This window comes from Limnospira sp. PMC 289.06 (assembly GCF_032350395.1).
Lineage (GTDB): Bacteria > Cyanobacteriota > Cyanobacteriia > Cyanobacteriales > Microcoleaceae > Limnospira > Limnospira platensis.
This window is the reverse complement of sequence record NZ_JARPLC010000100.1, coordinates 3,468-17,735: the sequence shown is the minus strand read 5'-3', so window position 1 is coordinate 17,735 and position 14,268 is coordinate 3,468. Positions and strand designations below refer to the sequence as shown.

The 14,268-nt window shown below is 42.1% G+C and carries 14 protein-coding genes; 6 read left to right on the top strand and 8 right to left on the bottom strand.

From position 1 onward, the window contains the following. Positions 1-119: 119 nt before the first annotated feature. The 5 genes from kaiC to P5674_RS17770 all read right to left on the bottom strand — a co-directional run bounded on the left by kaiC (position 120) and on the right by P5674_RS17770 (position 4,482). A complete protein-coding gene (gene kaiC, locus P5674_RS17790) occupies positions 120-1,673 on the bottom strand; it encodes a circadian clock protein KaiC (protein ID WP_315670140.1) in 1,554 nt (517 codons plus the stop codon). A 383-nt stretch (positions 1,674-2,056) separates the two neighbouring features. Then, entirely contained in the window at positions 2,057-2,371 is a 315-nt protein-coding gene (gene kaiB / locus P5674_RS17785) for a circadian clock protein KaiB (RefSeq protein WP_006618253.1), read from the bottom strand. A 95-nt stretch (positions 2,372-2,466) separates the two neighbouring features. After that, positions 2,467-3,324: a circadian clock protein KaiA gene (locus tag P5674_RS17780; protein WP_315670139.1), complete on the bottom strand. Its 858-nt coding sequence runs from the start codon at positions 3,322-3,324 to the stop codon at positions 2,467-2,469. A gap of 164 nt (positions 3,325-3,488) precedes the next feature. Then, complete coding sequence (locus tag P5674_RS17775) at positions 3,489-3,704, bottom strand: hypothetical protein (protein WP_014276423.1); 216 nt, start codon at positions 3,702-3,704, stop codon at positions 3,489-3,491. A 169-nt stretch (positions 3,705-3,873) separates the two neighbouring features. Beyond that, positions 3,874-4,482, bottom strand: coding sequence for a low-complexity tail membrane protein (locus tag P5674_RS17770; protein WP_006618250.1), 609 nt, complete (start codon positions 4,480-4,482; stop codon positions 3,874-3,876). Positions 4,483-4,696: 214 nt separating this feature from the next. Between P5674_RS17770 and P5674_RS17765 the strand changes: the two genes are divergently transcribed. The 4 genes from P5674_RS17765 to P5674_RS17750 all read left to right on the top strand — a co-directional run bounded on the left by P5674_RS17765 (position 4,697) and on the right by P5674_RS17750 (position 8,134). After that, positions 4,697-4,981: a hypothetical protein gene (locus P5674_RS17765; RefSeq protein ID WP_006618248.1), complete on the top strand. Its 285-nt coding sequence runs from the start codon at positions 4,697-4,699 to the stop codon at positions 4,979-4,981. A gap of 47 nt (positions 4,982-5,028) precedes the next feature. Then, a complete protein-coding gene (locus tag P5674_RS17760; RefSeq protein ID WP_286171766.1) occupies positions 5,029-6,042 on the top strand; it encodes a GGDEF domain-containing protein in 1,014 nt (337 codons plus the stop codon). Positions 6,043-6,362: 320 nt separating this feature from the next. Next, the gene (gene bchB / locus P5674_RS17755) at positions 6,363-7,889 is read left to right on the top strand and encodes a ferredoxin:protochlorophyllide reductase (ATP-dependent) subunit B (protein WP_014276428.1); all 1,527 of its coding nucleotides are present in this window, start codon (positions 6,363-6,365) and stop codon (positions 7,887-7,889) included. A gap of 107 nt (positions 7,890-7,996) precedes the next feature. Beyond that, complete coding sequence (locus tag P5674_RS17750; RefSeq protein WP_157888729.1) at positions 7,997-8,134, top strand: hypothetical protein; 138 nt, start codon at positions 7,997-7,999, stop codon at positions 8,132-8,134. Between the two features lie 58 nt (positions 8,135-8,192). On the opposite strand, the gene P5674_RS17745 is transcribed toward P5674_RS17750, so the two are convergent. Continuing rightward, positions 8,193-8,507, bottom strand: a complete 315-nt coding sequence (locus tag P5674_RS17745) for a hypothetical protein (protein ID WP_043468521.1) — start codon at positions 8,505-8,507, stop codon at positions 8,193-8,195. Between the two features lie 23 nt (positions 8,508-8,530). Next, positions 8,531-9,814 carry a hypothetical protein gene (locus P5674_RS17740; RefSeq protein WP_315670138.1) on the bottom strand — a complete coding sequence of 428 codons (1,284 nt, stop codon included), beginning with the start codon at positions 9,812-9,814 and terminating at the stop codon, positions 8,531-8,533. 268 nt (positions 9,815-10,082) lie between these two features. Between P5674_RS17740 and P5674_RS17735 the strand changes: the two genes are divergently transcribed. Next, the gene (locus tag P5674_RS17735) at positions 10,083-10,568 is read left to right on the top strand and encodes a VOC family protein (RefSeq protein ID WP_006618242.1); all 486 of its coding nucleotides are present in this window, start codon (positions 10,083-10,085) and stop codon (positions 10,566-10,568) included. 175 nt (positions 10,569-10,743) lie between these two features. Here P5674_RS17735 and P5674_RS17730 read toward each other — a convergent pair whose 3' ends face one another. Further along, positions 10,744-12,483, bottom strand: coding sequence for an Rqc2 family fibronectin-binding protein (locus P5674_RS17730; RefSeq protein ID WP_014276431.1), 1,740 nt, complete (start codon positions 12,481-12,483; stop codon positions 10,744-10,746). Positions 12,484-12,764: 281 nt separating this feature from the next. On the opposite strand from P5674_RS17730, the gene P5674_RS17725 reads away from it, so the two are divergent. Then, positions 12,765-13,868 carry an alkene reductase gene (locus P5674_RS17725; RefSeq protein ID WP_014276432.1) on the top strand — a complete coding sequence of 368 codons (1,104 nt, stop codon included), beginning with the start codon at positions 12,765-12,767 and terminating at the stop codon, positions 13,866-13,868. Positions 13,869-14,268: the final 400 nt, after the last annotated feature.

Genomic DNA, 14,268 nt, shown 5'->3' with positions numbered 1-14,268 from the left:
GCAGGCGGTTATTTCGGGTATCTCAACCCTATTTCATGCCTGAACGTCTCGCACCCTTAACGGGAGTCGTAATGCGTGACATTGAAGATAGGGAAAGGTTCACGGTAAAGGTTTAGTCGTCAATCCTGATCATCTTGAACTCCCTCAATAATGCGAGACAACTCACTTTTTTCATTAATAGAAATTCGGGTAGGAGAACCACCAATAATGCGTTCGTAATCCCTAAACGAGTCAGTAATATGGGGACCATGTTCGGTGATAGTATATTCCCGAATACCCTTATCATGCCAAGAACCGCGCATTTTAAACACATTAATAGCCCTAGACATTTGACCGCGAATTTCTACATACTGAAGCATCAGAATGGTGTCAGTAATAGTCGAAATATGGGAATCTGTAATCGAGTGTGAACCCATAAACTGGTCAGTTGTATTGGTAAAAAATCCCGTAATTTCCTCCTGTTTAGCATATCCTGTGACAGCAATTACAAACTGTCGAAAAGCATTACTACTAACTCCCCTAGCTAAAGCAGAAAGAGAATCGATCGCAATGCGGGAAGGTTTAAACTCAGAAATTTCCGAGCGAATAATTTGCAAATGGTCTTCCAAGCCTGTAGACTCAGGATAACTACAGATAATTTTAAGTAATCCCTTACGTTCCATCGCTTCAAAATCAAGTCCCCAAGAGTGAGCATTTCGCAACAATTGAGCGCGTGATTCTTCATAAGCAAATAGAATAGCTCGCTCATTACTTTGACAGGCGTTATTAACAAAAATACTCACCAACAGAGTCTTACCAGTTCCCGTAGCACCAGTCGCCAGAATAATGGAATCTTTAAAAAAGCCACCGCCGCACATTTCATCGAGAGTTTTATCACCAGAAGAAACCCTGATATTAGAAGACCGTTGAGTAAGTCGCATAGCACCGAGGGGGAAAATACTAATCCCATTTTGAGTAATCGTAAAAGGATATTCTCCTTTCATGTGAGTAGTGCCGCGTAACTTCAAAATTTCGACGGTGCGGCGACGGCGTTCTCCTTCCAAAACATTTCGGACAATCATGACATTATCGGAGACAAATTCCTCCACACCAAAGCGAGCGACCGGACCATATTCTGATTCTCGCTCGGTGGTCATAATGGTGGTAGCTCCCACTTGCTTTAAACGAGCCACTAATCGGAAAATTTCCCGTCGCACGACTCCGGCGGCTTCATATTGTTGAAAAATCGCGGTTACGGAATCAATAGAAACCCGCTTGGCTTTATATTTGCGAATCCCATACTGTATGCGTTCAATGAGTGCTGACAGGTCAAAGTTACCGACGATATCTTGACCTTCTGGGTCGGGGGAGGCATCAAGAATAAATAATTTACCCTCATCAATTAATCCCTGTAAATCCCAGCCAAAACTGGCGGCATTTTTGATAATATCAGTAGGAGCCTCTTCAAAGGTTACTAAAATACCAGGTTCATCAAAATAGGTGATACCATTGTAGAGAAATTGAACGGCAAATAAAGTTTTACCTGTACCGGAAGTGCCACTGATCAAGGTTGACCGACCTGCTGGCATTCCCCCATGACTGATATCATCAAATCCTTCAATCATAGTGCGGATTTTTTGGACACTAATTAATTTCCGTTTATTGGGTTCTGATCCGGGATTACTATTGACCATAATTATTGATTTGAAAAACGTTGTAATCTGAGTATTCTATATGTCCCCATGAACGGGATCTCTGAAAATTGGGTTATATAGATCTAGGCTTTGGTATTGTACTGCATTAAGGGAATCGAGAATAACCACAAGGTAGATATCAAAAATTGGCTATTTTTTGTTCCCGGTTGCATTGAGCCTGTGGGTTGCTATAACTGTTATTTATCATAATCTGAGCTGCATTAGTGGGAATATGATCACCTGGAACTTCTCGGTGGATAGCCGGAGCAGTTGGAGAGGCAGGGATCTTCCCACAGAGACCTGAACAGCCACAGGATAGCAAAGGGTCTCCCCTAGCTGAAAGTTAGGGGAGCAACGGTAGCCAATTCGGGTTGATGGCTGACCTAGAAGTTATAATCGTCGTCTTCTAATTCTTCATAGAGTAAATCTAATCCAATCAACACTTTTTCGCGATCGGAGAGGTCGCCAATAATTTTCCTCACTGGTGGTGGCAGAATTTTCGATAAAGTCGGTGTTGCCAAAATCTTATCCTCTTCGGCTAGTTGAGGATTTTTGAGAACATCGATAACTTTGAGAGCATAAACCCCTTGAAACTCTTGTTCCAAGATATCTTTAAGGGTTTTGAGGGCTCTAACTGAGTTAGGGGTATTCCCAGCGACGTAGAGTTTAAGAACATAAGTTTTCTTCAGAGGAGTCATAGATATATCTACCGATATCAGATGAAAATTTGGGGGAGTAACAGAAATTTTTTTGACATTAGACCGATGATGAAATTGACAGGGATTTTATCTGGTCATTCTCCCCATGACTCACGGGGTATGGAACGACGATACATTTCGCATAAATGAGCTAAAGTGTCAATCAGGGTAAGTCTGTAGTCCAGTAAAACATCTTCACTACGTCCCTCAAGTTTGAGTTGTTTAGAAAAATTATCCATCAAATCCATGTGAATCTCAACGATGCGAGTCACTGGAATATCCCCGAAAAACGCTGTGTTAACGTATTCGTCAATTTTATTATTCAAATTTTTATCGTTGGCAAAATAGCTTAAAACAATTTGGCGATACTGAGATTTAAGCTGTTCCAACAGCTTCTGACGATCTGCTTTGGACAGGTTTCTCAGAAAATTTTTAGGATTTCTCTTATAATACACACCTAGATATCCTAGTCGCTCATGTAATTTGTCCATGAGTCTTCGCTGCTGGCGAACAATGAAATTAGTTAACTCTGTGGGGGTATCTACAGAGGATGATTCATCGGTCAGACGAGTGGTGACAGCATGGGTAATAAATTGGCTAATGGCTTTATCAATATATCCTTGAATTAGATGAATTTGTTGACCTTTTAACTGGACTTCTGTTGAGGAAAGTATGTAATTCTCGGAGGGTTCAGTTAGGCTAGGCTGGACGACAGGGGACTGCTCATCAGATATAATGATTAAGGTGGGGATGGAAACTAAGTTTTGCTGGAGTTTATTAACTAAACCCTGCCACTGAGGCGACCACTCCAGAATGAGACAGTCAAGTTGGTGTTTATGTTCTGTTACATATTCTATAAATTCCTCTGGGGAGTCGGGTTGAATAATTATGTAGTGTTCTTTTGGCAAATAGGAGGACACCGACTGAGATAACTCCATCGATGGGATCAACATACATATTGACAGTTGCAGACTCCAAAGGTGGCTCGGTACTGCGGCTGGCTTTTCTGGTTCCTGTTCAATCAGAAGCTCTTACTCCTTTGATTATTGATTCTGGTTGGTGTAGGCCGATCGCTTACACTAGGGTTTACTGGTGTTTTGAGGTTGATGATACTTGATTAATAGGCTAAGGTTTCTAGGGTTTCCCGTAAATAGATGCGTACCTGTTGGTCAAGATTGAGATTCTGGAGATTCTCCCGAGAATTGCGATCGAGCTGCCAACGCTTGAACCCTGAACTGGTGGCGATCGCCTGTTTGAGATCGGACCAGATCTGAGAGTCCCGGCGGTTCATTGCAGCATCAGGGTTCCAGAAAATTGAGGTTGAGTGAGCCATGACGGTACATTAACTAAACAGTGGTGGTGGCTCTACCTGATTGGCCTGGATCAGACATAATATCAGGCTGAACCTATCTCTTATCATAATGACAATTTTACAAAAGTTTAAGCTAATCTCTGCATAATTGGTGAATTGATCTGGGTTATGGTCCATCTGAGTGATGAGGCTATGACGTTTTTTCGGGGTTGGGGGTGATGGGTAAAATGCGCTCGACTTTCCAGCCAACTATGGTAAATCCTTGGCTAATCTGATCGGGTGATAGGGGATTACGCTGATTTAGCTGTGATTTGGAGGTCAAAAATACTAATAGTACACTGATCGGCACTTGGGTAAATAGGTTACATCCGCAGAAGGCTATGGCTGCGATCGCTAAACCCAAAATCCTCCAATTCGGAAGTATGGAGGCGACATCGGTAGCTAGGGGTGCAATGCGGTACAATTGCCACAAAATCGGCAGCAGCAAAACGGGGGTAATTATGGCAAAACCCTGATGGCGTTGGGTTTTAAAACCTGTGAGAATCCGCTGTTGTTCTGTGGTGAGTTGTTCTGGCTTAATGGCGATCGCCAAAATGCTATATATATAGAAGGGGCGAAACCACTGCATCCATAGCACTGGAACTATACCCAGGACTGCCACCAGTAAAAACTCTATGGTGACAGGAAATACAGGATAACCCACGGCAAATCCCAATAGGCACAATCCTAGCCATATGGGAAGGGTTGCCAATCCGGCCAAATGAATCCAGAGAAAGGGATCGAGTCTAAACCGTTGCATGGTGGGTTATTCTGTACTCCTGAAGGTTGATGGTGGCAGATTTGGTTATGATTTAGTTTGTTTGCCAAATAGTCGGCAAAACCTGCATCTACTTAGGATCATCATACAACGAATAGGGGAAAACTCATATCATCTCCAGTGGGATGGGATTTGGGGCGGTAACAGTGCCACTGTAGGATGGTAGTTTGGGATATAATGGAGAAGAGGCAAAATAATGTGGATCAAAATCAATGTAATTCTGATCGGGGTTTCCCTGATTTATATGATTGCTCCTTTGGCGATCGCTATTCTGGTGATCGCGTTGGCTAATATTTTCGAGTGTTCGGCCACTGGTATGGATTTTCAATGTCCAGGTAGCCCCTGGTTAGGACAGTTACTAACCACTATGGGAATGCTACATTGGTTCGGTGTATTTACTATCGAGAATGGAGCTATTATCGCTATCATCTTGACTGTGGCTTTGAGTGTACAAATGTTTTTACCCAGGTTTATCCGTTAGATTAAATGGATTAGGTCGCGAATCATCGTTAACCTTTATAATTTGTGATGATGGACCACCTTCATATAGAATCTACTCTCCAAGATTTAAGGCTGTATGATATCCGAACTGATATCAATCAACCGGGAAATGTGCTGGCTAAAATTTTTGAAAATGATGGCAGTCTTCCCGGCGTTATACTGTATAATTTTGATGATTTCGTGGGGATAATTTCTCAGCGACAATTCTGGCGCACCCTCAGCCGTCCCTATGGTAGAGAACTATTTTTGACTCGTCCTCTTCAGTCTATGTACCGCTTTTTAAGGATTCAACCTTTAATATTACCTGCTAATGTTTTAATTGCTGAAGCCGCAGGTGCAGCCTTAAAGCGTTCGACCGAAGAACTGTATGAGCCTTTAGTGGTACAGATTAATCAGGGCTATTTTAGATTATTAGATACTCAACAATTACTAATGGCTCAATTATATGTTCACCAATTTTCAATTGAACTGTTAAAAAAGACAGAAGCACAGCTACAAGAAACCAACCTGGAACTGGAAATGTTGGTGAATCTTGATCAGCTTACCCAAATCTCTAACCGTCGGAGATTTGATGATTTTCTACAGGTAGAATGGGAGAGACATTATCGAGTCAGACTTCCCATATCTTTAATTATGTTGGATATCGATTACTTTAAATACTATAATGATTATTATGGACATCAAGCCGGGGATGATTGCTTAAAAAATGTCGCCCAAATTATTAATCAAAATGTTGATCAGTCTAATGCTTTAGTGGCTCGTTATGGGGGGGAAGAGTTCGCGGTGGTGTTACCTGAAACTGATCTAGAAACGGCGGAGGCGATCGCCGAAAAAATCCGTCTAGCAATCCAGGATAAACAACTCCCTCATATTCAATCAAAAGTCTCTCCCTATGTATCCCTCAGTTTAGGTGTCAGTAGTCAAATACCAACTTATTTAACCTCAATTAAAACTTTAATTGCGGCGGCTGATGCTGCTCTTTATGAAGCCAAACAACTAGGGAGAAATCGGGTTTTTAGCTTCTATAGCGAATTAGTTTAATCAGAAAGCAACGGTTAGGGAGCCAGATGGGGGATATATAGGTGATAGACAATGAGAAATTTTACCCATTATTTATGGGGGGATAATCAGGGTATTTTGTCAAGGGAATAGCTCAAATTTTTACAAATCTCAACAATAAATATAAGAATCATTGCATCCCATGATCAAATGGTTATTTAAGTGGCAGACTGAATCACTAGAGTCCATAAGTATTGTCTAGGAAAATAGGTGTTTTTACTCGGTACTGTCGAGCAAGTTGGCAGATTGAGACTCTCACCATAACCCGTGAACAGTAATTATAAATTAAGGGAGAAAATTGTATGAAATTAGCCTACTGGATGTATGCAGGACCTGCTCATATTGGGACACTCCGCATTGCTAGTTCTTTTAAGAATGTACACGCAATTATGCACGCTCCTTTGGGGGATGATTACTTTAATGTAATGCGATCGATGTTAGAACGGGAAAGGGACTACACCCCAGTAACAGCTAGTATCGTAGATCGCCACGTCTTAGCGCGCGGCTCCCAGGAAAAAGTGGTTGATAATATTGTTCGTAAAGATCGGGAAGAAACCCCAGATCTAATTGTTTTGACCCCTACCTGTACCTCTAGTATTCTGCAAGAAGACTTGGCGAATTTTGTAGAACGCGCTCAGTTAGACGCGAAAGGGGATGTGATGTTAGCAGATGTTAATCACTATCGGGTTAATGAATTGCAGGCGGCCGATCGCACTTTACAACAAATTGTACAATTCTATACTGAAAAAGCTCGAAAAAAAGGGGATTTACCAGAAGAAAAAACGCCGCAACCTTCTGTTAATATTCTGGGAATGTCTACCCTAGGTTTCCATAATCAACATGATTGTACTGAATTAAAACGGTTAATGGCAGATTTGGGAATTGAGGTAAATGAGGTCATCCCGGAAGGTGCATCAGTTCATAACCTCAAAAATCTATCTCGCGCTTGGTTTAACTTAGTTCCCTATCGGGAATTGGGAATGATGACGGCTGAATATTTACAGGCTGAATTTGGCACGCCTTATGTTGATATAACTCCTATGGGGGTGGTAGAAACTGCGCGGTGTATCCGCAAAATTCAAGAGTTAATTAATGCTCAGGGTGCTAGTGTTGATTATGAAGAATATATCAATAATCAAACTCTGTATGTTTCCCAGGCGGCTTGGTTCTCTCGTTCGATTGATTGTCAGAATTTAACTGGTAAAAAAGCGGTGGTGTTTGGGGACAATACCCATGCGGCGGCTATGACTAAAATTCTGGCGCGGGAAATGGGGATTCATGTAGTTTTGGCTGGAACTTATTGTAAGTATGATGCGGAGTGGTTTAAACAGGAAGTTAGCGAATACTGTGATCAGGTTTTAGTTAGTGATGATCATGGTGCGATCGCCGATGCGATCGCTAGTATTGAACCGGCTGCTATTTTTGGCACTCAAATGGAACGCCACGTTGGTAAGCGTTTAAATATCCCTTGTGGTGTCATTGCTGCGCCTATTCATATCCAAAATTTCCCCATTGGATATAAGCCATTTTTAGGCTATGAGGGAACTAATCAGATGGCTGATTTAGTGTATAATTCTTTTACCTTGGGTATGGAAGATCACCTATTGGAAATCTTCGGAGGTCATGATACCAAGGAAGTGATTACTAAGGGAATTTCGGCTGATTCTGATTTGAGTTGGTCTAAAGATGCTCAGGCTGAGTTAAATAAAGTTCCTGGTTTTGTGCGGGGTAAGGTCAAGCGGAATACGGAGAAATTCGCCCGCGATCGTGGTTTTCAAGAAATTACCCTAGAAGTGATGTATGCGGCTAAAGAGTCCGTAGGTGCTTAGTAATATATAAGCCAATTCCCCTAGGTTAAACTCCTCACCAGAAACCCATCTATTTAGTCTATGATTTTAGTCTATAATGGAGGTTGATATACTGGTGGGGAATTTTTATGAGTTTATGTGAGGGGTTGACGGGACGGAAAGCAACTCCCACTAACTCACCAGGGTGGAGGACTGTTTCCCATTGGTATGAGGAAAATGCTAAACTAGCATTAACACAAATTAACCAAGGTCATGGAGAGTTATGAAAATTATAACACCATTGGTAGGATTGGCGCTAGTGTTATTGGGGATTTATTTTCTTGGTCAAAATATCATAGTGGCTACCAGGCTTTCACTCAATTTGTTCGGAAGTATGTCAACGGCTGGGAGTGTTTTATTGATGGTTTCTGGTTTGGTGGCTTTGATCTCTTTTCCTAGGGAAACTGGAAATTTGGGTTGGATACTGCTATCGCTGGGAATTATCTTGGTATTTTTACACGCCAGAATTATACTGCGTCCTAGCAGTTTATTGACATTTTTGTTGTCTATAAGTTCAATTTTGGTGGGTTGTAATTTATTGAAAACCCGAACTACTAGATTTTGATAGGGAGACTTGATGACTTTTACAAGGGGTATCAAATACTCTGCTAGGGGGGGATTATTTATCTGATTTGGCGGTTGATTTCATCAATTTTGGCGAGAAAATAATCCTCTTTATGTTGGAGTTGTTGGGCGAGTTGTAAGGCTCTCTGAAAGGCTTGTAATGCTTGGGAATATGCTTGCTTTTGCCGATGAATTTCTCCTATATTATCATAGGTGTTCATCATAGCAAAAAAATTGAATGACCGCTGATTAACCAGTAGTTGAGCTTGATATAATTCTAAGGCGGTTTGAGTTTGATTTTGGTCAACATAAAGTTTTGCTAATCGCGCAAGGGCGATACTAGCATTCTCAAATTGTTGGATATTTATGGCAAATTGATAGGCTTGTTGATAGGCTTCACCGGCTTGTTGGAATTGACCGAGTTGTTCGTGGTTAGTGGCGATCGCTATTTTTTGGTCAGCAATTGGGACTAAGTTAGACTGTCTAAGATGATATTCAACCAATCGTTCACGAGTGGCGATCGCTTCTAAAAGTTCCCCCATTTGCTCATAAATAAATGATAAATTTCGGAGAGATTGTAATAGGGAAGGTGGGGGGTTTCCGTTTTCTATTGGTGGTGGCGGCGGGGGTAGTTCTCCCCGTTGGCGCAGGTTTTCAATCTGTTGTTGAGTTATGAGTAATTCTCGGTAAGCCGCCGCCGCTTGGGGATAGTCTAACCAGTTAAGATAAATCAAAGCGATCGCATTTAACCATCCTTCTTTTTGCCAGATATTATCTTCTGCATAAATTTCTAAAAGCCTCTGATAGGCTTGGATTCCATAATCTTTGGCGCGGACTGTTTGAAAGGCATTTACTAGGGCTTCTAAGATAGTCTGATCGGGGCTATTTAGGAGAATTTGATGGAGACGATCCGTAATAAATTCTAAGTAGAGACGCTGACCATTTTCCCAGGAAATTAACCCGACTCTTTCCAGGGCGGCGATTTCTTCTAAGGGTCCGAAATAGCGACGTAAACGCAGTTCCCTAGTCCATAATTCAAAAGCAGCGATCGCATTTCCCGCCGCGAGAAGGGTGGTGGCTTCGGCGTTCAGGCGATCGAGTTCAGGGGCGAGGGTTTCTTGCTGACTTTCACTGAGGATGTTTCCGTCTGTGGGGGGGTTCGGTAATAAGGGGTCAGCTTCTTGACTCAGCAGGGGGTTAGGCGCAAAGGGATCGAGAACTCCTAGATCTACTTCTTCCGACTGATTTTGGGCGGCGGAAAGGGTGGGAAAATGGAATCCTACGGCTACTAACATTAAGGCGATCGCACTAATTTTAATACTCTTAAAAATCGGTCTTACCATAGAATATTTGTGAATGGTCGAGTTGATGGGTTTAATCTGATCGGCAATTATAGCAATTTTTGGATAATCGTGGGGGTCAACCAGAATACTCTAACTATTGGTAATCCGATTTACATAGAATTATGGGGATTGATTTGGGCTGGCATTTCGGGAATAAATATGCTACAATATACTTCATCAAAAATTTACAAAGTCACAGAAAATATCACACCAGTTATAGATTAATTTAGTTAGAATGGATGAATAGCTATTTGGCGGAGTGATCACCATGCAGACTATCTCCAATCACCATCAAAAGTGCTTAACCCCTGGGATGCTACGTCGCGTCCATCATATCGCCTTAAATGTTGCCGATATCAAGGCTTCTCGTCAATTTTATGGCAAAGTTCTCGGACTCCATGAATTGACCGGAGATGAGGTTCCTAGTACCCTCAAATCATTAGTTGAAGCCGGAAAAGTAGCCAACTTTGTCACCGGGGATGGCACAGTAATTGATTTATTTGCTGAACCCAACCTACAACCTCCCCACCCTGACCCAACCCATGAGTTTACTGGGCCGAATCATTTGGCTTTTGATATTGATCCGATTCTATTTGATACCGCTGTTGAGGCTTTACAGAATCATCATGTGGCGATCGCCAGAGGACCTATCAGCCGCCCCACAGGTCGCGGTATCTACTTGTATGACCCCGATGGATTTATGATAGAGATCCGTTGTGATCAACTTCCCGGTCAGGCTCCCGGTCAGGCTTAATGAAAATGACCAGACTCCTGACGGGGACTGGTCAAACTAAATAAGGATACCGTTGTTGTTGCGATTTGAGGATACCCGAGTTGGGCGTTCCGCCTTCAGTAGCGGGTATAAATTCTCAAACCTCTCGATTACATTGTAACAAAAAGCACAACATTTTTTAAAAAAAATTAACTTGTTAGCCATCTCGTCCCAAAAGGGCGATCGCCTGTTGAGGTACACCCCACAAAACCTGTTCATGTTTATAGATAACCATTCCCGGTTTCGCCCCCTTCGGTTTATAAACATATTTCGGCTGGGTGTAAATGACGGGGACCTGTTCGCTTTGGCGCGCGCGACTATAATAAGCCGTGATATTAGCCGTAAACTGCAAATCATGATCATCAGCAACCTGTCCCGGTGGAAGCCTTAATAAAGCATGGCTTCCAGGAATTTCCTGGGTATGAAACCATAAATCATAGTCGGTGGCTACCCGAAATGTTAGGCGATCGTTTTGTTGATTATTCCGACCTACTAATAACTCAAAACCACCAGGGGTTACATAACGATAAAATTCCGTTTCTGTCCCTAAGTTTTGGGGGCGATAGTCGGGAATAGTTAGATATCCTTCCTCGATTAATTCCCCTCGAATTTCTTTCAGGTTTTGTAAATCTGCCGGTTTTCTATAATTAGCAACTTGAGATAGAGCCGCTTCTACTTGTTCCAGATAATTGATTTCTTCCCTTACTGCTTTAATTAATGGAGCGATCGCCATGCGGGCGCGTTTCAGTTTCTGATGGCGTTTATAGAGACTTTGGGCATTTTGCACCGCATTTTTTTCCGGTTCTAGGGGAATTTTTACTGGTGCAGATGTTTCAAAATCAGCGAGGGTGATTAATTTCATTCCCGGCTGCCACTCATGTAAACTAGCCATTAATAAGTCCGCTTGACTACGATATAAATCCGCTTTTTCTGACTGTTGTAGGCGCTGGTTAAATTCCGCTAACTTTACCCCCAATTTCTTTAAGAGTGTCTGCAACTTTTGGCTGATTTGATGCTGTAATTGTCGGAACTCTTGACCGTTTAATTCCTCGGTGTAATACTCATTGAGAAGTTCCTGCACATTTCCCGGACTTTCCCCTATCTTTCCGCAACCCAGAACACTGTAACCTGTGGCTGTCCAAACCGGTTCAAATTTACCCGTTTCTAACGCTGTTAACCACTGTCGCCACTGCTGGAATAGTTTTTCCCATTCTCCATGGCTTAAACTGTCCGTAGTGCGATCGCTTTCCAAATTCGCCGCCGCCATTAAACCCAACGCTAAAGTCGAACTTAAACCTCGATAGCTTTTCATTAACTGTCGTTTCAGTAAATCGGGAATTAAACTAACTCTTTCTTGCCACTTTTCTAGGGGTTCTTCTAGCTTAGGAATGGGGTCAGTCAGACCGGGCGGTAATTCATAGCGATCGCCTGTTTGGATCGGACGAACACTAGACTGTTGAGAACTTACTTGGTGCGCCGCCGTCACAATTAAGTTATCTTTTCCTGTTAAAATGACATTGCTATATTTCGTCATTATTTCTACATATAAATGCCAGAGAGCAGGTTCTCCCGGACGCTTCGCAAATTGCAAATCTAAAACCCTTTCCCAGGGCGCAACTTCCGCAATATCTACTAATGCTAAACCACTCAGTTGGTGTCGCAATTGGTCGCTAAATGTGAACGTATCAGCAACCCGTGGCGGCGGCGTAGAAATACAAATTCGTGCCGCTTGGGGATGCCAAGAAATGTCTAACCAGCCCCTACCCTTCAGCGTTCGTAGGGCCAGAGAAATAGTAAAGCGATCGCGCTGATACACCTGTTCAAGTCTTGCTGGTAACCAGTTAGACCGCAATTCACAACAGGACGCTATCAGGGTGGTATAATCTACGGGTTGCATATTAACAGTTATTAGTCTTTAGATATTCTAGCAGTCTCAATACCAGGATGATTAATTTAGGCTTATATATGCCGCCACATTTTCCCATGATTTCATCATAAGTCAAGCTCCAGAATTTGTCAATAGTAAATATCGATAATTTCACCCAAAATCTCCCGATTATAATAGATTTTAAGTCAGTCTATATCCTCCCTAGCCAGCCAGAGAGTTACTACCCCTAGTTTACAACTAACATAATATTGCTATATGATAGGCTGTCCCTAATTATTCAGGATCAAACTATGACGGTTAACACCAATTCCCAAAACTTACTTAGTCCCCTTCAGATCGGGAGTTTATCTCTCGCCAATCGCGTGGTTATGTCTCCCTTAACGCGATCGCGTGCTGGAGAAGAGCGAATTCCTAATCAGTTAATGGCTGAATATTACCAACAACGAGCATCCGCTGGTTTAATTATTACCGAGGCTACAGTTATCTCGAAACAGGGCATTGGTTGGCGTAATTCTCCTGGTATTTATTCAGATCAACAAGCCGAAGCATGGCAAAAAATTGTTGATGCTGTTCATAGTAAAAATGGTAAAATTTTTCTACAACTGTGGCATTGTGGACGGTCTTCTCATTCCGACTTTCATAACGGACAGCTTCCCGTTGCACCCTCCGCAATTAAACTCAATGATGACTATATTCATACTCCCCTTGGTAAGCAAGCCTACGAGACTCCTAGAGCCTTGTCAACCGAGGAAATATCAAATGTGGTCGAAGACTATAGGAAAGCCTCAGAACGGGCGCAATTAGCCGGATTTGATGGGGTAGAAATTCACGCAGCCAATGGTTATTTAATTGACCAATTTCTGCAATCTAAAACTAATCATCGCACTGATAAATATGGTGGAAATATTGAAAAAAGGTTTCAGTTTCTCAAAGAAGTAACCGAGGCTATTCTCACCGTTTGGTCAAGCGATCGTGTAGGGGTTAGACTTTCACCGAATGGCAACTTTAATGATATGGGTTCCCTAGATTATCGGGAAACATTCACTTATGTTGTCAAACAACTCAATCCGTATAACTTAGGTTATCTTGATATCCTAGATGGTTTGGCTTTTGGTTTTCATAAACTAGGAGAACCCATGACATTACCTGAATTTAGACCTCTATTTTCTGGTGTTTTAATCGGTAACTGTGGCTATACCCAGGAAACTGCAGAAGCCACCATTAAAGCCGGTCATGCAGATGCGATCGCCTTTGGTCGTCCCTTTATTAGTAACCCAGATTTAGTAGAACGTTTTACTAATAACTGGCCTTTAAATCCACAGGCTGATATGTCCGTTTGGTACTCTTTTGATAAACAGGGATATACTGATTTTCCTACTTATCAACCCAGCTAGTATTTTGAGCATCAAATACAGAGTATTGATTCATTAACATTTCCCGCCAACTTGGTGTCGTGAAATCAAATTCACATTGCACCCAGCTTGACTATTACAGCCCTTCCAGTAATCATGCAATAAGCCTTCAAAGTCCCTCTCCCCTGGCTCCTTAGTTTGTGGAAGGGGGAGAGAGATTTAGGGTCAGGGTAATGTTTTAAACCACTTACGAACAAGCTGTATTCTTGTATTCTTGATGTATTTATTTAGGGTTGTTATCAGTTATTTACTCCCTCTACAATTATTCATTAACCTAAATCCCCAAATTGCTGGCGATATTGATTTAATAATGCTGCCAATTCATCCGCCCGTTGTTTTTCCGTTTCTACCCGTTGTTCAGCTTCTATCCTCGCCAAAGTAG